Origin of the sequence: Virgibacillus siamensis (assembly GCF_900162695.1) — a bacterium.
GTDB classification, from domain to species: domain Bacteria; phylum Bacillota; class Bacilli; order Bacillales; family Amphibacillaceae; genus Lentibacillus; species Lentibacillus siamensis_A.
In genome coordinates this window covers 999,822-1,021,186 of record NZ_FUIH01000007.1, presented here as the reverse complement: position 1 = coordinate 1,021,186, position 21,365 = coordinate 999,822, and the positions used below count along the sequence as shown (strand labels likewise).

Sequence of the window (21,365 nt, the reverse complement as noted above, 5' to 3'; positions counted from 1 at the left end):
TATGAACTAAATCATTTAACTGTCAAATTATACTTGGTGCGAGAACAGCTTACAACCATTTCGTTTCACTTTATCTCTAAAAAACATTCTATCAATCAAAAGACAAGCTAAAACCCCCTATAAACTATGTTTGATTCCTCTCCTAAACATAAAAAAAGAACGCAATTCTCACTTTCTGAAAATGCGTCCATTTATGTAATGTGATTTTTAAAATATCCATCACGAACGGTCCAACAACCATACTTACTTTTGATCTTGGCTATCGGCTGATCCTTTCTCGACCTTTTTTGTTTCTTTTTTCGACTCATCCCAATGTTGCTTGTTATCATTCTCATCAAACTCAATAATTACATCCGTTACCCCTTTTTCATCCAAAATCTTATTTTCAATCTTATCACGAATCTTATCAGCTTCTGCTATTGTCATATCTGATTCGAGTTCTATCTTCAATTCAACGTGAAGTTCGCTCCCTTCCCGCATAACCATCAGCTCACGGATGTCCTCAATTTCAGGCTCTGCGAACACATATTCACCAATCTTTGCTTCCATATCTTCATCAGATGCCCCCAAAACACCTGCAGCATTATCAAGGAAGATTCGTCCGACAACAACGAACAGCATTAATCCAATAATTACGGAAGCATAACCTTCAGCCGAATGAAATGGAGTGTAGGTACCAATTAAAATAGCTATGATGGCAATCAACGCGCCAGTGGTAGCCACCGCATCTTCCAAAAAAACAAGCTTGGTTGCTGGTTTTGCTTCACTTATATTCTTAAAGCTTTCAGATATAACTTTAAACCCTTTTATATCATCGCCTGTTAATTCCGCTGTTATTTCTTTCATTGCTTTAAACCAGACAAATCCCTCAAGAATCATTGCAGCCGCCAGCACCGCCACATTCAGCCAAACCCATTCACCGGATTCAGGGGGGGCAATGATATGGTGAATCCCCTTCTTAATCGTTTCATAGGCGAGAACTCCAACGATAATGACCGCAAAAAGCAATACCAAATTAACTAGCCGTGCAAAGCCTCCGGGAAATCGATCGGTAGGTGCCTTATTACTTAACGCGGACCCCAAAAATACAAAAAGTTGATTGACGGCATCACCAATGCTGTGCATCAGTTCAGCAAACATAGCCACATTTCCGGTAATAAAAAAGACAATCCCTTTCAATATTGCGACCACTACATTAATGATGCTAGCCCATAACGAGGAAGTACTCCCCTTTTTCAGCAATTCGAAAAACGCTTTCATACACTACTCCTTTTGTGTTACACAGTTTGTGATACCTATATTGTGCCACCATTCTTACATTTTATTTAAAAGCCTTGTCATTTAACTATGGCCAGCATACAAGAAAAGGCACCTCATATACCAGATGGGCGCCTAGTGCTCTTCCTTAAATTGAATTAGCGATAACCGAACCTAACTTGTGCTATCACACAGTTCGGTTTACATACTTCCTATTCCTGCTTATCCTTTTCGATTACCTTCATCGGGCGCATCATGTCATAATCTTCATGCTCAAGTATATGACAGTGCCATACATAATCACCGGTGAAAGGACCAAACCTGACAATGACGCGCGTTATTTGGCCCGATGGTGCTGCTACTGTGTCCTTCCAGCTTTTCTCATTCGAATTTGGTGGTTTTGCTGATCCAGTGAAGACGATTGACCCATCTTGATTGTATTGGTCAAGGTCAAATGGTTGTCGATCAATTACTTGGAATTGAATCAGATGAATATGGATGGGATGTGTAAAGTTGGTGCAGTTAATAAATGACCAGATTTCCGTTGAGCCTAATTCGGGGGTTTCTGTGACAGGGTCCAGCCATTTTTTATTATCAAGCAATAACATTGGACGTCCGAGTTTATCAGTTGAACCGACCAGTTTCAGGTTCCGGATACGTCTAACTTTATTTTCGCTGAGTGAAGGAATCCGTCTTAAATACCGGGGAATACTGCTTCTGTCCTTTGACGTTAAAGGAAGTGTTACGTTGAATTGCATAACATCATCCGTTTCGTCCTCAGGATCGGCATTTGAACCAAGGTCATTTTTAAGTATAACTGTTTCTCCATCATGCCCGGAAAAATCAATGATAACATCGAAACGTTCTGCTGGTTCAATCGCTAAACTTTCCAGCTTAACCGTTCTTCGCATTAAACCACCGTCAGAACCAATTTGATAAAATGATTGACCAGAATCCAAAAAAAGCTGATAGGCGCGGGTGTTGGCAGCATTCAGGATTCGAAACCGGTACTTTCGTGGTTCAACTTCTACATAAGGCCATATTTTTCCATTAACAACGTTTGCCTCTCCAATAAAAAAAGGTCTGATCGACGGATTGGGCCAGTTTTCCTGTGGATCATCCGGCTGTTGCGGGTAGAGCAATTCACCGTTGTCGTGAAATGATCGGTCCATTATAATTAGCGGAATCTCGTAATCCCCTGAAGGAAGATTAAGCCTTTCTTCCTGTTCATCCCTAATAATATACATACCTGCCAGGCCGGCATAGATGTTAAGCCTTGTTATCCCCATCGCATGGTCGTGATACCAGAGTGTGGCACCTTGTTGTTGATTCAAATAATGATAGGTTTCCGTTTTAAAATGCGGACCTTTATCCCGGTAATTTCTTGTAAACCAAGCTTCCGGATATCCGTCACTATCAGGTCGTGTTTCTCCTCCATGCAAATGTGTAACAGTACGGACATCCGGAAGTTTGTCAAGATTGTGAAGGGTTTTATCAATTGGCAGAAAATGTTTAGCTGGCAGCTTATTTTCCCATTTCACATAAATTGGTTCTCCTTGATTAACATCAATGACAGGACCGGGAAATTGTCCGTTGTATCCCCATAGTCGTGTTGGACCTAAATCACGATGCAGCTTTTGATGGAATTCTGTCATCTGAACTTCATAGTAGGTTTCATGCTTATTTTTGCGCAACGGTTTTAGTGTTTCCGGTATTGGCAAGGCATCAACAAACTTTTTCAGTTTCTTATTCAAGCTGTACATCCCCTTTAAAACTGCGTTTACAATAGTAGATGTTTAAGGGGAAAAAATTGCTATTGATAATTAATTAATCAATGGGACTTTACCTTTGTTTCAGTTCTTTATTTCCTGACAACCGGGATCCACATTTCACCGAAAACCTTTCCATTGCGCTGCCCCATCTCCACCGTTGTGTTCGGTCCGCCAACATAGGCAAAATCCTTTGCTTCCGGCAGAACCTGACCAAAGGCAATTCCGGTAAGTTTGTTATTCAATTCATCTGCTTCCTTCTCCTCCCCTTTGATAACCAGGTATTCCGCTTTTGGAAATTGAATAACCCTGGACGCTTCAGGTATCGATTCCTCAGTCATGACACCAGCATAATGCATCATCTTGTTATTTACCGCTTCATTCACAGCAAAAATGTAATCATTCTTAGCTATGGCTCGTAAAGTACTAAGCCTTCCATCTTGTTCGACAGCCTGCCAAAAGTCTGTCTTTTCCTTGATAATGCCTGCGTAATCTTTGTAATCGCTCTTAAGCTCAATCCCAATACCTAAAACCGTAAAGCCTTCTTTCTCTTCCAATGTGTAATTTGCCATTTTATAATCCTCCTTATGTTCATTTATCAAATGAATTGTATTTTCACTTGATACGTTTATAATAACCTTAAATCATGTCAAAAAGTGATACCATTTAGGAGGTTCCGATGAAAAAAGTTGAACGGATAAATACCGTTATGCGATATATAAATAACCGGGCTCATTTTACCATTTCTGAAATTATGCAGGAATTTAATATCTCCCGTTCAACAGCCATCAGGGATATTAGAGAAATCGAAACGATGGGGATGCCGCTTGTTGCTGAAAGCGGAAGAGATGGAGGGTATTTCGTTATGAACAACTCTGTCCTGCCCGCTATTCGATTTACTGACAGTGAGATTAAAGCCCTTTTTATTGCCTTTATGGCCACCAAAAATAAACAACTTCCTTATCTCAGAAGTCGTCATTCTTTAGCCGAAAAGTTACTGGGCATGATCTCAAAAAATCAACAGGATGACCTTGTTCTGTTAAATCAAATCTTGCTTTTTGAAGGAACAAACCCCAATAACCCTGACCTGCTTGATCTGTCGGACCTGCCCCATCCTATGTTGGAAAAACTTATCCAAGCCCTGCTTTCGGATAGCTATTTATTACCTGCCATAAAAGAAGGGGACGTGATAAAATCTTATCCAATTTATCTATTGCACCTTTATCATGATAAAGGAATTTGGATGGTTGAGTGCTTTGACTTAAAAAATGAAAAGAGACGATTTTTTCCTATCGACAATTTAACTGATATTAAACCATACCCCGCTAGGAAAAGGTTAAGCGAGAAAAAGATTTTAGAAAAACTAAGCAGCCAAGAAGAAGCAAATAACCTTGTCCTTGAACTCGGCCCAATGGCGATTGCACAGTACAAAAAATACCATCCTTTAAATGTTTCGATTTCCTATATAAATCCTTATCAAACTGCTGCCATTCTAAAAACTTTTGTCAACCTGAATAATAACGAAGAATTAACTGAAATAACAAATTGGCTGCTTTTTCTTGGTGAGGATGTCAAGTTCAGGGAAATGCCGGAAGAACTCATCGAAAGTTTACAAGGGAGACTGCGCTTATTCTTATCATAAGCAATGAGAAGATACCCTGAACCTGAATATATTTAAAACCCAAAAATAGCAGAAGCAAATACGGACGAATTTGTTTCTGCTATTTATTGTGGATCTTTATGTGTTTGCTTATCACTTTTTCTTCAAAATCTTCTACGAAAGTGAATTTCGCCATGCACGCAATTCATTTGTTTCAGCTTCATTAATTTCTCCGTTTTCTTTCAGTACAACAAGCATGTCATCATATGTTGTAATCGTTTGAAAATCAAGTTTGGATTCACCAAATTTTTGTTTGGACTTTTCCAATCCGTACGTAAAAATTGCCATTACACCAAGAACATTCACACCTTCTTGCAGAAGTGCTTTTGCAGAATCGATGGATGATCCACCGGTAGAAATCAGGTCTTCAATGACAATAACATTCTGATTCTTTGCAAAAGCCCCTTCAATCTGATTACCTTTTCCGTGGCCTTTTGGCTTGGATCGCACGTACACCATCGGCAAGTTCATCTCTTCAGCCAGCCATGCTGCATGTGGTATTCCTGCGGTTGCACAACCGGCGATTACATCCGGTTTTTGTTCCAATTGCTCAATCATCTGTGCAAATGCTTTGGTAATTTTGCGCCGTACCTTTGGATAGGACATCGTTAAACGGTTATCACAGTATATAGGAGATTTAATGCCTGATGTCCAGGTGAAATAGTTATCCGTTTTGATTTGGACCGCTTTGATTTCGAGAAGTGCTTTTGCAATCTCATGACTTAATTCCATTTCCCCACTCCTTTTGAACTTTCTTAAATGCCGCTTTTGGGTTATCCGCTTGTGTTACAGTCCGTCCCAAAACAAGAATATCTGCACCATTTTCCTTTGCAAATGCCGGTGTTGCCGGACGTTTCTGGTCATTCGTCAGCGACTCTGCCAGCCTAATGCCTGGCGTTACAGTCAAAAATGAGGATCCGCACGCCCTTTTAATCTGTTGGGCTTCATGGACAGAACAAACAACTCCATCCGCTTCATTCGCAGCCGCAAATTTGGCGTAGCTTACTACATTTTCCTGCAGATTACCTTTAATGTTCATTTCATGCTGCATGGTTTGTTCATCTGTAGAGGTAAGGATCGTTACTGCAATCAATTTCGTTTCATGACGATGTGCTGCACCGGTTGTTAAGCCTTCTTTCGCCCATTTAATCATGTCACTACCACCAAGGGCATGAACGTTAACCATATCGACTTCAAGCTTGGCGATATTTTTCATTGCTTTCATAACTGTAGTTGGGATGTCGAACAACTTCAAATCAAGGAAAATAGCATGGTTGTTCTCTTTTAATCTTTCAATCAGTTTTGGCCCTTCCCGGTAAAAAAGTTCCATCCCGACTTTAACCGGTACTCCATGGAAATCATAGTGATCAAGAAATGCTTTGGAATCTTCCCATGTTGGAAAATCTAATGACAAGTATGTCTTACCCTTCATTCCAATGCCCCCTTCCGATTGCATCTGTTACAGACTGAAACCCATATTTAGTCAGTACGTCAGGAAGTGCATCAATAATTTCCGGACAAACGAGCGGATTCCGGAAATTAGCCGTACCGATTGCAACTGCACTTGCGCCTGCAAGTAAAAATTCCAGCACATCTTCGGCAGTTTCGATACCGCCCATGCCGATTATAGGAATTGAAACATGCTGACTGACATCATAAATCATGCGGATGGCAATCGGTTTAATGGCACTGCCAGACAGTCCGCCGGTTTTATTGGCCAGAAGCGGTCTTTTGCTTCCTAAATGGATTTGCATCCCTGTCAGCGTATTAATCATAGAAAGACCATCCGCTCCAGCTTGTTCCACTGCCCTTGCCATGCTTACGACGTCTGATACATTCGGTGAAAGCTTGACATATACCGGGAGATTGCTTGCTTCTTTTACTTTCCTGGTTACGTTTGCCGCCATTCCCGGATCAGTCCCGAATTGAATGCCGCCCTCTTTTACGTTGGGACAGGAAATATTTAATTCGAGTGCGTTTACTATATTTGTTTCATTAAATGCGTTTGCAACTTTGACATACTCTTCCAGCGTACTTCCGGCAACATTCGCAATCACTGGCACATTATATTCTGCCAGAAATGGCGCTTCGGTTTCGATAATTTTTTCGACACCGGGATTTTGCAGACCGATTGCATTTAACATACCTGATGGGGTTTCTGCTACCCGGGGTGTCTTATTTCCATATCGCATTTCACCAGTCGCGGCTTTCATGATTACCGCACCAAGTATACTTAAATCATAAAATTCACTGTATTCCCTGCCAAATCCAAAGCATCCTGATGCCGGCATGACAGGATTTTTCAGGAGCAACCCCGGCAGATTTACCGTTAAATCTGTCATAAAACCACCTCACTTGCTTTAAACACCGGACCGTCCTTGCAGATTTTCCGGTATCCACCCTTATTGTCTGTCGGAATAACACATGCTAAGCATGCTCCGACACCGCACCCCATCCGTTCCTCGAGTGATATGGATCCGGGTTTATCCTGCAGTGCATTAGTCACTGCCTGCAACATTGGCATTGGGCCACAGGTAAAGTAATAATCAAAGTTGTTTTCATCTGGCAGGTGATTTGTTACAAACCCTTTATGCCCATAACTGCCATCATCCGTTACAACAACTGTCTTCCCGAGTGCCTGAAATTTTTCTTCATAGAAAACATAGTTCTTCGTTTGAAAACCGAGCACCGAAATCACTTCAATTCCTTGTTGCTTCAATTCTACTGCCAAATTATACAATGGCGGAACACCGATCCCCCCGCCTATAAGCAGTGCGGTTTTCATCTTTGGGGAATCATAATCAAACCCGTTCCCTGATGGACCCAGTGCACTGACAGCCATGCCAGTTTGATAGGCTGCCAATTGCTTTGTACCGTCGCCAACTTTTTTAAATAGAATTGTTGCCGTATGATGCTCCCGATCAATGCTGGCAATTGAAATCGGTCTGCGCAATGTATGACCTTTCACACTTAGATACAGAAACTGCCCCGGGATGGCAGTTTCTGCTATATACCTGTTTTCAAGCGTCATTTCCACTGTTTCCCAGGCAATTTCCCTTGTGTGCACAACAGTCATGGTTACTTTCTTCTTCATGATAGAACAACCTTTTTACTTGTCATCGGCTGCGCACTAAATGTGGTTGAATCAATAACATTGATAATCGCATTTGCTGTGTCCAGATTTGTCAGACAGGCAATTCCATGTTCCACGGATTCCCGGCGAATCATGAATCCATCGGAACGCGGCTTTTTACCGGATGTAAGTGTATTGACAACAAACTGCACATCACCGTTTTCAATAACGGATAACACATTCTTTTCCGGTGCGCCGATTTTACCTACAGCAGTAACCGGGATCCCATTGTTTTCCATATATGCTGCTGTTCCTTCGGTAGCATAAAGTTGAAAGCCAAGCTGGTGGAAACGCTCTGCTATTCCAACAGTTTCGCTTTTATCTTTGTCTGCAACGGTAAGTAAAACCGCTCCTTCCTGCGGGACAGACAAGCCAGCAGCAACCAGGCCTTTATAAAGTGCTTTCTCCAATGTTTTATCATGACCGATTGCTTCACCGGTTGATTTCATTTCCGGTCCGAGAATGGTGTCTACACTGCGCAGTTTTTCGAATGAAAACACCGGAACCTTAACTGATACCGAATCTAGTTCGGGCAAAATACCGGATGCATATCCCATACTTGTCAGTGTTTCTCCCAAAATACACTTGGTAGCCAGATTAGCCATTGTCACTCCGGTAATTTTACTCAAGAACGGAATAGTCCGGCTGGCACGCGGATTGACCTCCAATACATACACATCATCATCACATACGATGAACTGTATATTGATCAGTCCCTTTACATTAAGTTCGCGGGCAATCTTTACCGTATCTTCCATACATTTGTCTTTCACAGCTTCACTCAGACGCTGCGGCGGATATACTGCAATGGAATCGCCGGAATGGACCCCGGAACGTTCGATATGTTCCATAATCCCTGGAACAATTACCGTTTCTCCATCACTAATGGCATCGACTTCAATTTCAATACCGGTAATGTATTTATCAATCAGGATTGGATGTGCGCTGTCGGCTCCATTTGTTTTTGCCAGATATGCTTGCAGTTCTTCTCTGTCATAAACAATTTCCATACGGCTCCCGCCAATAACATAGGATGGACGGACAAGGACCGGATAACCGATTTTTTCCGCAATTTCCACAGCATGATCCAAATTCGTGACGGATTTACCGTTTGGCCGATTGATGGAAAGCTTATTCAGCAGATGTTCAAATTTATCCCGATCTTCTGCCTTGTCAATAGCTTCCAAGTTCGTACCAAGGATTTTTACACCGCGACGTTCCAATCCTTCCGCAAGATTAATAGCTGTCTGTCCGCCAAATTGAACGATGACACCTTCAGGCTGCTCCAGATTAATGACATGCATAACATCTTCCAACGTCAAAGGCTCAAAGTATAATTTATCCGATATACTGAAATCTGTTGATACGGTTTCCGGGTTATTGTTCATGATGATTGCTTCATAGCCCATTTCTTTAATGGCCAACACGGAATGAACGGTCGCATAATCAAACTCAATGCCCTGACCAATCCGGATTGGACCGGAGCCAAGAACAAGAATTTTTTTGCGGTCTGACCGAATGGACTCATTCTCATCTTCATAGGAACTGTAAAAATATGGCGTTTCCGATTCAAATTCTGCCGCACACGTATCGACCATTTTATATACGGGCTGTATGAATTTTTTCATCCGGAATTCATAGACACCATCAACCGACATTTCCCAAAGACGTGCAATGTGCGTATCGGAGAAGCCTAGTTTTTTTGCTTTACGCAAAACTTCTTCGGACTCTTTATTTGCTGTTAGTTCCGTTTCCAATTCAACCAGCTGCTCAATCTTTTGAAGGAAAAAACGATCGATTTTCGTCAGCTGAAAAATTTCATCTATGGTCATTCCCCGTCTAAATACTTCAGCCAGAACAAACAGCCGTTCATCATCTGCTTTTTGCAAGCGTACTTTTAACGCATCCAATGATAAATCAACAAGACTTGGAATCCATAATTCCTCTGTACCAATATCCATTGACCGAATACCCTTTAAAATGGATTCCTCAAAGTTACGACCGATTGACATAATTTCACCGGTGGCTTTCATTTGTGTGCCAAGATAACGATCACCCGTGACAAATTTATCAAATGGGAAGCGCGGAATTTTGGAAACAACATAGTCCAAAGCCGGTTCAAAACATGCGTAAGTTGTCCCGGTAATCGGATTGATAATTTCATCAAGTGTTAATCCTACCGCAATTTTGGCTGCCATTTTGGCGATTGGGTAACCGGTGGCTTTTGATGCCAATGCCGATGATCTGCTTACACGCGGATTCACTTCGATAATGTAGTAATTGAAACTATTCGGATCAATTGCCAGTTGCACATTGCATCCACCCTCAATTTCCAGTTCACGGATAATTTTGAGTGAAGCGTTTCGCAACAACTGATACTCACGATCACTTAATGTTTGGGACGGTGCTACAACAATCGAGTCACCAGTATGAATCCCTACCGGATCAACATTTTCCATATTACAAACAACAATCGCCTGATCATTTTTATCCCGCATCACTTCGTACTCAATTTCTTTGTAACCGGCAATATTCTTTTCAATCAAACATTGGTTAACAGGAGAAAGGGACAGCCCGTTTCTGGCTATTTCCCGTAATTCTGCTTCTTCATAACACATTCCGCCGCCGGTTCCCCCAAGCGTATATGCCGGGCGGACAATTACCGGATAACCGATCTCACCTGCAAATTGGCACGCTTCATCTACTGTATTCACAATCTGACTATCAGGGACTGGTTCATCAAGTTCCTTCATCAGGGATCGGAATACTTCCCTATCTTCTGCTTTTTCAATTGCTTCAAGAGAAGTCCCCAGCAATTCCACATTATATTCTTCGAGGATTCCAGTCTTATCCAGTGCTACCGCCATATTCAAGCCGGTTTGACCGCCCAGTGTCGGCAGGATGGCATCAGGTTGTTCCTTCCGAATAATTTTAATAAGAAACTCAACCGTAAGCGGCTCCATGTAGACTTTATCAGCAACCGTCTGATCCGTCATGATGGTGGCCGGATTTGAGTTTGCCAATATAACGGTATATCCTTCTTCACTTAATGCTTGACATGCCTGTGTTCCTGAATAGTCAAATTCTGCTGCCTGTCCAATTACAATTGGTCCAGAACCAATGACAAGGATTTTATGGATATTTGTATTTTTAGGCATTTACTTCCACCTCTTCCAATGTTTTAGTCTCACGGATCATTTGCATAAATTCATCAAATAAATGGTTCGTATCTTCCGGTCCCGGTGAACTTTCCGGATGATATTGCACTGAAAATGCCGGGCACTTCCGATGTTTCAATCCTTCTACAGAATTATCATTCAGTGCAATTTGAGTTAATTCAAGATCTGTGTCCATAAGTGACTCCTGTGTAACGGCGTAACTGTGGTTCTGGCTTGTAATAAGTGTCTTATTTGTGAAGAGATCTTTTACAGGGTGATTGCCGCCGCGATGGCCAAATTTCATTTTTTCCGTATTGGCACCACTGGCCAGCGCCAGCAGCTGATGGCCAAGACAAATACCGAACAATGGAATTTTGCCAACTACTTGTTTGATCATATCAATTGATTCCGGAACATCTTTTGGATCCCCCGGTCCATTGGTAAGCATGATCCCATCCGGTTTCAGCCGCAATATATTTTCCGCACCATAATTGTATGGAACAACAGTTACATGGCAATCCCGTTTTGTTAATTCCCGCAATATCCCATGCTTCATCCCGAAATCAACAAGGACAATTCGCAAACCCCGTCCCGGAACAACATATGGCTTTACAGCTGATGTATAACATACCTGATCCGTTCGTTCAGGCAGCATGCGCAATTTCGCAATCAATTCTTCTGCCGATTCCTCCGCATCTGTAATAATGCCTTTCATCGTACCATGTTTCCGAATGATTTTCGTTAGTTTTCGTGTATCAATTCCGGAAATACCCGGAATGTCATTTGCCTTCAAGTAATCATCTAACGTTTCATCACTGCGGAAATTGGAAGGATAATCACAAGCTTCCTTGACGACAAACCCGTTAATAAATGGCGTTACCGTTTCAAAATCATCGCGGTTAATCCCGTAATTTCCGGCAAGAGGATAGGTCATCGTTACAATCTGACCGCAATAGGATGGGTCTGAAATAACTTCCTGATATCCTGTCATCCCCGTGTTAAAGACCACTTCCCCGGTCATTGATCTGTCACTGCCGAAACCTTCTCCGATAAATTGACTTCCATCTTCCAATACCAGTTGTCGTTTACGCATGTGAATCCTCCTTGTATGCTATTTTCCCATTTACTATCGTCATTACAGGAATTCCCTGTACATTCCAGTTATGAAATGGTGTGTTTTTGCCTTTTGATGCAAAATTATGTTTATCCACTGTCGCTTCTTTGTCCAAGTCAATGATGGTGATGTCTGCGAATGCTCCTTCCTCAAGCTTTCCGTAGGGCAGATTAAATACATCAGCAGGTTTGCCGGTTAACCAATCAATCAATTGTTTTAAGGTTACCTTTTCCGTTTTTACGAGATTCGTATAAAGCAGTGCAAAGGCAGTTTCCAAACCGACAATGCCGAATGGCGCCTCCATAAATCCCGGTGCTTTTTCATCTTCTGCATGTGGCGCGTGGTCAGTTGCGATAAAATCAATTGTTCCATCCAACAGCCCTTCCATCAGTGCCAGCTGATCTGCTTCGCTCCTTAGTGGAGGATTCATTTTAAAATTCGCATCATCCTTCGTGATTGCATTCTCATTAAGCAGTAAATGATGTGGTGTAACCTCAGCCGTTACGTAAATGCCAGCTTTTTTCGCATCACGAATGACCCGAACAGATTCCTTCGTGCTGACGTGGCAGACATGATAATGGCATCCTGCAGCCTCTGCCAGCAACACATCTCTGGCAATTTGCACTGACTCGCTTAATGAAGGAATTCCCGGCAGTTCCATTCGTTCGCTGACATTTCCGTGATGGACAACCCCTCCGTATACAATGGAATTATCTTCACAATGTGCAACAATCGGCTTTCCGTTTTTTGCAGCCTCTTTCATAGCGCGAAGCATAAAGTCAGCTGTCTGAATTCCAACACCATCATCGGTAAAAGCAAACATTCCTGTCTTTGCAAGTTCCGCAATCGGCGTCAGTTCTTTCCCTTTCAATCCCTTGGTAATAGCGGCATATGGCAAGACCCGGACAGCAGCATCCTGTTTTATTTTCGCCAGCAATTCTTCTACGGTATCAACGTTGTCAGGCACCGGATTCGTATTAGGCATGGCACATACTGTCGTAAACCCGCCTTTTGCTGCCGCCTCTGTTCCTGTTTTAATCGTTTCCTTTTGCTCTCCGCCTGGCTCACGCAGGTGGATATGCACATCAATGAATCCAGGAAAAACATAATTACCTGTACAATCTATTGTTTGTTCTACTTTTTCTGTAATAGCAGGAGCAATGGTCTGAATATTCCCGTCATGGATTAAAACGTCACAGGTGCCATCTTCATGATCATTGTTCAGCTGTTTAGCATTTTTCAAGAGTATTTTCATTATATATTCCCCATTCCTGTAAGAGAGTTTGGATAATTGCCATCCGAATGTAGACACCATTTTCCATCTGTTTAAAAATCCTTGACCGGCTGCATTCAACAAGACATGAATCAATTTCGACACCCCTGTTTACAGGGGCTGGATGTAAGATAATCGCATGATCTTGCATTTTTTGTTCTCTTCCGATAGTCAATCCGTAATTTTCCAAATATGAAACCGTATCATAAGACTTTCTGCTGTGACGCTCATGCTGGATTCGCAACAGCATTAGAACATCACATGATTCTGCCGCCTTATCCATTGAAATATGCGGCAAATCCATTGTCATATCTTCAAAACCAGGAGCGGTTGCAACGTAAACATCTGCCCCAAGTGTCTTTAGGGCGTACGCATTGGAGCGTGCGACTCTGCTATGGCTGATATCCCCGGCGATAACAATTTTCAATCCGGTAAAGGATCCGAATTCCTGATAAATTGTCAATAAGTCAAGCAAGCATTGTGTGGGATGCTCTCCTTTGCCCGCGCCAGCATTAATAACAGGCATTGACAAGTTTTCGAGTTCTTTATACCAATAGTCATCGCAATGTCTGACAACCAGCATGTTTGCACCGATTGCCTCACATGTTTTTGCTGTATCATACAATGACTCGCCTTTGACAACGCTTGATGATTCCATTTGAAAATCGAGTGTTTCGATACCCAATTTCCGCTCCGCTACAACAAAGCTCATTTTTGTCCGTGTGCTTGGTTCAAAAAACAAATTGGCTGCAAAAAGCTGATTTGGTATTTTTTCAATCCCGCGGCGCATCTGTTCCGCCTTGTCTAAAATTGAAAAGAGCGTTTTAGCTGAAAGATTTCTTGTCGATACAAAATGTCGCATAGTCCTTCATTCTCCCTCACAATCTTTTTAGTGGCATTCCACATATTTGGCATCGCCTTCTGGTATCTGACAGCAAGTGCAAAAGTTAATACATCATAATTTCATAAAAAAATCTCTTTGCAAAAGGCTGCAAAGAGATAAACGTGTACCATTTCCCCACACGTGTTTCCCGGCAGCCTTTCAAATCTCTCTGGATTTGGTTAAAGGCTCGGATATTTATTATCATATATACTTACTTCATCCTGATTATCTGATTCTTGCAGATTCACCACGATAATTTCTTTCTCGGAAGTCGGTATGTTCTTCCCTACATAATCCGCCCGTATCGGCAATTCACGATGACCCCTGTCGATAAGAACCCCCAGTTGTATTCGTGCCGGCCGTCCAACATCCATCACGGCATCCATAGCTGCACGGACTGTTCTTCCTGTATAGAGTACATCATCAACGAGGATTACCTTATTTCCGTCAAGCGCAACATCAATGTTCGTATCTTTTAATTCAGGATCATGACTTTTCGTTTCCAGATCATCCCGGTAAAGCGTGATGTCCAGCTCACCAATTGGGACCGTTATTCCTTCAATCCTGCTTATTTTTTCCTGAAGTCGCTTAGCCAGTGGAACACCACGTGTCTTGATCCCGACAAGCACAAGGTTTTCACCGCCTTTGTTTTTTTCAACAATTTCATGTGCGATTCTGGTTAGCGCTCTGTTCATCGCTGCTTCATCAAGCACCACCGTTTTCTTTTCCAAACAACACACCTCCAATAAAAAATCCCTTTTCTCCATGAGGAAAAAAGGGATTTGTATACACGTACAGCACATACGGTCATTATTCCGATCCTTTTTAGCCTCACGGGACTATTTCTTAAAGGTCATTTATTCATTTGTTTTATTATGGCAAACGGATGGCTTTCTGTCAATACATTTTTTCCAGCTTCAGCAGCAGGTCCTGAAAATATTCCGGTGCTTCCGCTTCAAATTGCATCCATTCCGCAGTATATGGATGGGTAAATCCTAAAGATTTTGCATGCAATGCCTGACCATCCATTTCCAGTGTCTTTCTTGGCCCATATTTTGGGTCCCCGGCCAATGGAAAACCGATATATCTCATGTGAACACGTATTTGGTGGGTACGTCCTGTTTCCAACTGGCATTCAATATGTGTGAATGTATTAAAACGCTTCAATATTTGAAAATGCGTTACGGCAGGCTTGCCGTTCTCCACAACCCCCATTTTCTGACGATTATTCGGATCTCTGCCGATTGGAGCATCAATTATGCCATTTTCGTGTTCAATTACACCATGGACAATCGCCTCATATTTACGGTCCACGTCTTTTTTGGCAAGCTGCTTAGTCAATCCGGCATGAGCCAGATCGTTTTTAGCTACTACTAGCAGCCCGCTTGTATCCTTATCAATCCGATGGACAATTCCCGGCCGTTCAACCCCGTTTATGCCTGACAAATCGTCACAATGATAGAGCAATGCATTAACGAGCGTCCCGGTCTGATGACCTGCTGCCGGATGAACAACCATTCCTCTTGGTTTGTTTACAACAAGAAGATGGCTGTCTTCATAAACAATTGAAAGTGGTATATTTTCCGGTACTAATTCCAGTGGTTCCGGATCTGGTACTGTCCAGCGGATTTGGTCACCCGTCTGGCATTTATAGTTTCCTTTTATACGCCGGTCATTAACCATGACGTGTTCATCCTTAATCCAGGACTGTACTTGCGACCGTGATACATCCGGAATAAGTTCTTTTAACAGCTTGTCAATTCTGGCTTTGTTTTCTGATTCCATAACAGTATGCTGATATTCAGTCATTTTGATTTGTTTCCCTTCTTCTTTTCATCCATAAACGTGGCAATCAGCAGTAAAATAACACCAACTACCAATGACGAGTCTGCAACATTGAAGATTGGATAATCATAGCCAACAATTACAAAGTCGAGAAAATCAACAACTTCTTTCCGGAACAGCCGGTCAATAAAGTTTCCAATTGCCCCAGCCAAAACCAAACTCAAAGACAGCGCGAGCAATTTACTGTCACGTGCGTACTTTTGCATATAGTACACGACACCGATGATGACAATAATCGTTATAATATAGAAAAAAATCATCTTTCCTTGCAGTATTCCCCAGGCCGCACCGCTGTTTCGGTGAGAAGTCAGATAGAAAAAGTCTTCAATAATTGTTATCTGTTCGTAAAGATCCATTTCTTTCACGACAATCCATTTGGTAAGCTGATCTATTCCAATAATAATGAGTGCAACAATGTAATACCAAACCATGTAGTATCCTCCGATTTCATTTAGTTCCCTTTGCATTTTACCATAAAAAAACAAAAAATTCCCCTCCTGCTATATGTCCAGCGTGGAGGGGGTATACATGTTCATTTATTCAGCGTAATGTTCGTTGACAATTTCAGCGCAACGGCTGCAAAGACCTGGATGGTTACTGTCTTCTCCCACGGTTTCGGAAACCACCCAGCAACGTTCACATTTTTCACCGGAATGTTTAACAACCTCAACATTTACATAACGGTATTCTTTAGCTTCAGGTGCCTCATCTGCAATCTCCACACCGGAAACGATGAGCAGTTGATGGATGTTTGGAATGCTGTTCAGTACTTCTTTTGTTTCTTTGTCTTTTGGTACAATGGTGACAGCAGCTTCAAGTGACTTACCGATCACCTTATCGTTTCGGGCTTCTTCAAGTGCCTTAAGAACATCATCACGAATTTTCATGAAGTAATCCCATTTTTCCTGTGCGTGTTCAAAGTTCGTAATTTTCCTTGGCTCGGGAATATCTGTGAGCTGCACACTTTCTTCTTCAACTCCAGGAATATATTCCCACACTTCATCTGTTGTATGCGGAATGATCGGTGTCAGCAGTTTTACCAGCGTCGTTAAGATTTCATAGTAGCCGGTCTGGATACTTCTGCGACGGTGATTGTCTGCTGCTTCAATATATAAGACATCTTTTGCAAAATCCAAATAAAAAGAGCTTAAATCCACGGTACAGAAATTATGGATTTGTGAGTAGATTGGTGAGTACTCATAGTTCTCATAACTTTTCCGAACGGAAGCAAGCAAGTTCTGCAAGCGATGAAGCATATACCGATCGACCTCTTCCATATTTTTCTCCGGAACCGCCTCTGTTTTTGGATCAAAATCAGACAAGTTAGCCAGCATAAAGCGGATTGTGTTCCTGATTTTGCGGTACGCTTCGGAAATTTGCTTCAAAATATCTTGTGATATACGGACATCCGCCTGATAATCAACTGATGATACCCACAACCGTAAAATATCGGCACCAAGTTGTTTCTGGATTTTTGCGGGATCCATCACGTTCCCTACCGATTTACTCATTTTCCTGCCTTCACCATCCAATGTAAAACCATGGCTGATGACAGCATTATAAGGTGCTTTTCCTGTGACAGCAACAGCTGTGGACAATGATGAGTTGAACCAGCCGCGATATTGGTCAGAGCCTTCCAGATAAACATCTGCTGGACGCTGCAGTTCGTCTCTCCCTTTCAATACTGCTTCATGAGAGGATCCGGAATCAAACCAAACATCCATAATGTCTTGTTCTTTTGTAAATTCACCATTCGGGCTATGTTCAGATGTAAATCCTTCCGGGAGCAAGTCTTTTGCATTCCGTTCAAACCAGATATTTGAACCATGTTCAGCAAACAGCTTCGAAACATGCCCGATTGTCTCATCAGTAATGATTGGAGTATTGTCTTCTCCATAGAAAACAGGAATTGGCACTCCCCATGTCCTTTGTCTGGAAATACACCAGTCCTCACGGTCACGGACCATGTTGTACAATCGTGTTTCTCCCCATGCAGGATACCAGTCAATTCGTTTAATTTCATCCAAAATCGTTTGACGAAAATCCTTAATGGATGCAAACCATTGTGACGTAGCACGGAAGATCGTCGGCTTTTTCGTGCGCCAGTCATGTGGATAGGAATGCGTGATAAAACTCAGTTTCAGCAATGCCCCGACTTCCTCCAGCTTCTCTGTGATCGGCTTGTTTGCCTTATCATAAAACAATCCTTCAAATCCCGGTGCTTCATTCGTGAAAACACCTTTGTCATCGACCGGAGATAACGCATCAATTCCATACGACTTTGCGACGTAAAAGTCATCTTCCCCATGTCCCGGTGCTGTATGAACACAACCTGTACCTGCATCCGTTGTAACGTGCTCACCAAGCATAACAAGCGAATCCCGGTCATAGAAAGGATGTTTTGCTGCTACGCGGTCAGCTTCTTTCCCTTTAAATGTTTTAATAACTTCCGGGTTTTCCCAGTCCAGTTCTTCTGCCACTGTTTCCAAAAGGTCCTGTGCAAGCACATACTTATCACCGTTAACTGCAACGACCACATAGTCAAAATCCGGATGCAGACTGATCCCAAGGTTTGCAGGAATTGTCCAAGGGGTTGTCGTCCAGATTATAAGTTTGTCACCTTCATCCAGAACACCTTTGCCATCCGTTACTTCAAAAGCGACATAAATGGACGGCGAACGTTTATCGTGATACTCGATTTCGGCTTCAGCCAAAGCTGATTCAGAAGAAGGGGACCAATATACCGGCTTCAAACCTTTGTAAATATAACCTCTTTTGGCCATCTCCCCAAACACTTTAATTTGTGCAGCTTCATAATCTTTCGTCAACGTAATATATGGATCATCCCAATCACCGCGAACTCCTAATTTTTTAAACTGTGTACGCTGATTGTCAATTTGTCCCATTGCATACTCTGCACATTTCTGGCGGAAATCAGCGATGCTCATTTCCTTGCGTTTAATTTTTTTCTTTTTTGTCAGGGCTGTTTCAATTGGAAGCCCATGCGTATCCCAACCGGGGACATACGGAGCATGATAGCCCGACATCGACTTATAACGCGTGATGAAATCTTTTAAAATTTTATTCATGGCGTGACCGATGTGCAAATCCCCATTTGCATACGGCGGTCCGTCATGCAGAACAAACAATGGACGCCCTTCTGTCCGCTCCTGCCCTTTTTCATAAATATGTTCCGCTTCCCATTTTTCCTGTCGCTTTGGTTCTTTGTTCGGTAAATTGCCACGCATCGGAAATTCGGTTTTAGGCATCAATAATGTATCTTTATATTCCATGGTGCATTTCCTCCTTGTATAATCTTAACAATTAAAAAAAGCCTTCATCATCCCAGAAAGGGACGAGAAGACTCGCGGTACCACCCTTATAAATTTAAAACAGTTCCATTTTAAATTCACTCGATGTCCGTAACGTGAACAATACGTCCGTTCCTACTTTATTCAGAATGGATTACTCCCGGGTGATCTTCGGAATAAATTTCTGTATCAGGCTTCCACCATTTCCCGACTCGCTTAAACAGCAACATAAATTCCTACTGCCCCGATCATCATATTTTTAATATTATTGTAATGAATTATATGTAAAAATTCGTATATCGTCAAGCCTTATGATTCTTTTTCCGCTGCTACCTCCAGCTCTTGGTCAAAATCTTCTTCAAACAGTTCATCCCAGTCATCTGTCCCGACCAATTCAAGTTGAGCTTCTACAAGCATTTTCAACCGGGTACGGAAAACTTTTGCCTGTTTCTTGAGTTCTTCAACATCCATTGAAATACGACGGGATTTGTTCAACGCCTCGTTAATAATCCGATCCGCATTTTTCTCTGCTTCCTTTATAATGAGTTTGGACTCTTTGGTTGCATTTCCCTTCAGTTCCTCAGCAGTTTCCTGGGCAATCAGAATGGAATTGTTCAATGTTGTTTCAATGTTTGTAAAGTGTCCCAGTTTTTCATTAAGCTGTTCCACTTTGTTCTGCAAATCTTTTTTCTCCCGAATCGTCATCTCATAATCTTTTATAACCTGATCAAGAAATTCATTGACCTCATCTTCATCATAACCCCGAAAGCCTCTAGTAAATTCTTTATTATGGATATCAAGTGGTGTTAATGGCACTCCGGCCACCTCCTTATGAAAATAATAGATCACTGCATAATTACTCTTAAATTTATTCGACAAATAACAGGAAAATCCTGCTTATCAGGTGATTTATTGCAAAATACCTATTGTAATGTTCCAGTTATCTTTTTTCGTCCGGCCATTAATTTGTTCCAATTTGCTCCGACCCTTGCCACGTAACGAAATCAGGTCTCCTTCTTGTAATGAAAATTTAGTATCATCTACAATTTTAAAATTGACTTTAACAAGCTGCTTGTTAATCATTTCCGCAGCATCTTTTCTGGAAAGGTTGTAAATCACCTTCAACACAGCATCAAGCCGTAAAGATGACACTGTTTTATCAGCAGTCTTCCAGTTTTTTTGTTCAACAACCAGGGATGTTAACGGCTTTTCTTCCAATCTGATCTTTGCTTGTTTAATCGATGTCAGATTTGCAATGATATAGGGAGCAATTTCATCAGCTGCAACAATCTGAATCAACCCGTTCCCGACAATAATATCACCAAGCTTTTGACGTTTTATTCCCTGTGATAAAAACGCCCCCATAACATCCCGGTGTGTCATGGTTACAAATTTTTCATGATAGGACCCCTGTAATAATGTAAGCTGAAAATCTTCATTATCAATTGTATCGTACAAAGGGGCAAGAATGACCCGCTTCCGCTCGGTTAATTCATTCCCGCCATTCATGTAAACATTAATATCCCTGCCGCCAGTGCCAATCAGCATGTCCACAATTTGCTGTTCCCTTGGATCCAGAAAATCCGTCAGTTTCACTTGATATGTTCGCTCAGCCTGTTCAATCCAGGAAAGTACGTTATCAATAAAGGGTTGTTCTTCTTCACGGAAATGCTGATAAATATCCACTAGAACCAGCTGCTCAGCATGTTAAATAGTACCGGTAATCCGAAGGCACGAGCGAAATACAAGACAAGAATCGCAACAATTGGCGAAATGTCAATCATCCCGATTGGCGGAATGATCCTGCGAAACGGTTCCAGATATGGTTCACAAATCTTAGCAAAAAACTCGCCGAATGACGATTCGCGTGCACCGGGGAACCAGGACATTAAAATGTAGATTATTATGGCATAGCTGTATATTTCCAGTGCAAAATATAAAATCATATAGAGTTGATTCATT

Annotated in this window: 19 protein-coding genes and 1 other annotated feature; of the genes, 1 reads left to right on the top strand and 18 read right to left on the bottom strand. The window is 41.9% G+C overall.

Going from position 1 to position 21,365, the window contains the following annotated elements; all coding sequences use genetic code 11:
* Positions 1–243: 243 nt before the first annotated feature.
* The 3 genes from B1K71_RS08835 to B1K71_RS08825 form a co-directional block, all read right to left on the bottom strand.
* Positions 244–1,260, bottom strand: coding sequence for a cation diffusion facilitator family transporter (locus B1K71_RS08835; protein ID WP_077326060.1), 1,017 nt, complete (start codon positions 1,258–1,260; stop codon positions 244–246).
* Positions 1,261–1,469: 209 nt separating this feature from the next.
* A complete protein-coding gene (locus B1K71_RS08830; RefSeq protein WP_077326059.1) occupies positions 1,470–3,011 on the bottom strand; it encodes a multicopper oxidase family protein in 1,542 nt (513 codons plus the stop codon).
* 107 nt (positions 3,012–3,118) lie between these two features.
* A complete protein-coding gene (locus B1K71_RS08825; RefSeq protein WP_077326058.1) occupies positions 3,119–3,598 on the bottom strand; it encodes a GyrI-like domain-containing protein in 480 nt (159 codons plus the stop codon).
* 107 nt (positions 3,599–3,705) lie between these two features.
* Between B1K71_RS08825 and B1K71_RS08820 the strand changes: the two genes are divergently transcribed.
* The gene (locus tag B1K71_RS08820) at positions 3,706–4,668 is read left to right on the top strand and encodes a helix-turn-helix transcriptional regulator (protein WP_077326057.1); all 963 of its coding nucleotides are present in this window, start codon (positions 3,706–3,708) and stop codon (positions 4,666–4,668) included.
* A gap of 132 nt (positions 4,669–4,800) precedes the next feature.
* Here the strand turns inward: B1K71_RS08820 and pyrE are convergent, their stop codons facing one another.
* The 15 genes from pyrE to B1K71_RS08745 all read right to left on the bottom strand — a co-directional run bounded on the left by pyrE (position 4,801) and on the right by B1K71_RS08745 (position 21,364).
* Positions 4,801–5,418: an orotate phosphoribosyltransferase gene (pyrE, locus tag B1K71_RS08815; protein WP_077326056.1), complete on the bottom strand. Its 618-nt coding sequence runs from the start codon at positions 5,416–5,418 to the stop codon at positions 4,801–4,803.
* Positions 5,402–6,118 (bottom strand): orotidine-5'-phosphate decarboxylase, encoded by a 717-nt coding sequence (gene pyrF, locus B1K71_RS08810; RefSeq protein WP_077326054.1) that lies wholly within the window; start codon positions 6,116–6,118, stop codon positions 5,402–5,404. The genes pyrE and pyrF overlap by 17 nt, the downstream gene beginning before the upstream one ends.
* Positions 6,108–7,028, bottom strand: a complete 921-nt coding sequence (locus B1K71_RS08805; protein WP_077326052.1) for a dihydroorotate dehydrogenase — start codon at positions 7,026–7,028, stop codon at positions 6,108–6,110. Before B1K71_RS08805 ends, pyrF begins: the two co-directional genes overlap by 11 nt.
* Complete coding sequence (locus B1K71_RS08800; RefSeq protein WP_077326050.1) at positions 7,025–7,780, bottom strand: dihydroorotate dehydrogenase electron transfer subunit; 756 nt, start codon at positions 7,778–7,780, stop codon at positions 7,025–7,027. The genes B1K71_RS08805 and B1K71_RS08800 overlap by 4 nt, the downstream gene beginning before the upstream one ends.
* Complete coding sequence (carB, locus tag B1K71_RS08795) at positions 7,777–10,977, bottom strand: carbamoyl-phosphate synthase large subunit (protein ID WP_077326048.1); 3,201 nt, start codon at positions 10,975–10,977, stop codon at positions 7,777–7,779. Before carB ends, B1K71_RS08800 begins: the two co-directional genes overlap by 4 nt.
* Positions 10,970–12,070 carry a carbamoyl phosphate synthase small subunit gene (locus tag B1K71_RS08790; protein ID WP_077326046.1) on the bottom strand — a complete coding sequence of 367 codons (1,101 nt, stop codon included), beginning with the start codon at positions 12,068–12,070 and terminating at the stop codon, positions 10,970–10,972. The genes carB and B1K71_RS08790 overlap by 8 nt, the downstream gene beginning before the upstream one ends.
* Positions 12,063–13,346 (bottom strand): dihydroorotase, encoded by a 1,284-nt coding sequence (locus B1K71_RS08785; protein WP_077326044.1) that lies wholly within the window; start codon positions 13,344–13,346, stop codon positions 12,063–12,065. The genes B1K71_RS08790 and B1K71_RS08785 overlap by 8 nt, the downstream gene beginning before the upstream one ends.
* Positions 13,321–14,226, bottom strand: coding sequence for an aspartate carbamoyltransferase catalytic subunit (locus tag B1K71_RS08780; protein WP_077326042.1), 906 nt, complete (start codon positions 14,224–14,226; stop codon positions 13,321–13,323). The genes B1K71_RS08785 and B1K71_RS08780 overlap by 26 nt, the downstream gene beginning before the upstream one ends.
* A gap of 200 nt (positions 14,227–14,426) precedes the next feature.
* The gene (pyrR, locus tag B1K71_RS08775; RefSeq protein ID WP_077326040.1) at positions 14,427–14,978 is read right to left on the bottom strand and encodes a bifunctional pyr operon transcriptional regulator/uracil phosphoribosyltransferase PyrR; all 552 of its coding nucleotides are present in this window, start codon (positions 14,976–14,978) and stop codon (positions 14,427–14,429) included.
* A 166-nt stretch (positions 14,979–15,144) separates the two neighbouring features.
* Positions 15,145–16,056, bottom strand: a complete 912-nt coding sequence (locus B1K71_RS08770; protein ID WP_077326038.1) for an RluA family pseudouridine synthase — start codon at positions 16,054–16,056, stop codon at positions 15,145–15,147.
* Complete coding sequence (lspA, locus tag B1K71_RS08765) at positions 16,053–16,523, bottom strand: signal peptidase II (protein ID WP_077330145.1); 471 nt, start codon at positions 16,521–16,523, stop codon at positions 16,053–16,055. Before lspA ends, B1K71_RS08770 begins: the two co-directional genes overlap by 4 nt.
* A 105-nt stretch (positions 16,524–16,628) precedes the next feature.
* Positions 16,629–19,385 carry an isoleucine--tRNA ligase gene (gene ileS, locus B1K71_RS08760; protein WP_077326037.1) on the bottom strand — a complete coding sequence of 919 codons (2,757 nt, stop codon included), beginning with the start codon at positions 19,383–19,385 and terminating at the stop codon, positions 16,629–16,631.
* Positions 19,386–19,440: 55 nt separating this feature from the next.
* Positions 19,441–19,664 (bottom strand) — a binding site (T-box leader).
* A gap of 48 nt (positions 19,665–19,712) precedes the next feature.
* Positions 19,713–20,219, bottom strand: a complete 507-nt coding sequence (locus B1K71_RS08755; RefSeq protein WP_077326035.1) for a DivIVA domain-containing protein — start codon at positions 20,217–20,219, stop codon at positions 19,713–19,715.
* A 93-nt stretch (positions 20,220–20,312) separates the two neighbouring features.
* The gene (locus B1K71_RS08750; RefSeq protein ID WP_077326033.1) at positions 20,313–21,089 is read right to left on the bottom strand and encodes a YlmH family RNA-binding protein; all 777 of its coding nucleotides are present in this window, start codon (positions 21,087–21,089) and stop codon (positions 20,313–20,315) included.
* Positions 21,089–21,364 (bottom strand): YggT family protein, encoded by a 276-nt coding sequence (locus B1K71_RS08745; protein ID WP_077326031.1) that lies wholly within the window; start codon positions 21,362–21,364, stop codon positions 21,089–21,091. Before B1K71_RS08745 ends, B1K71_RS08750 begins: the two co-directional genes overlap by 1 nt.
* Position 21,365 lies beyond the last annotated feature (1 nt).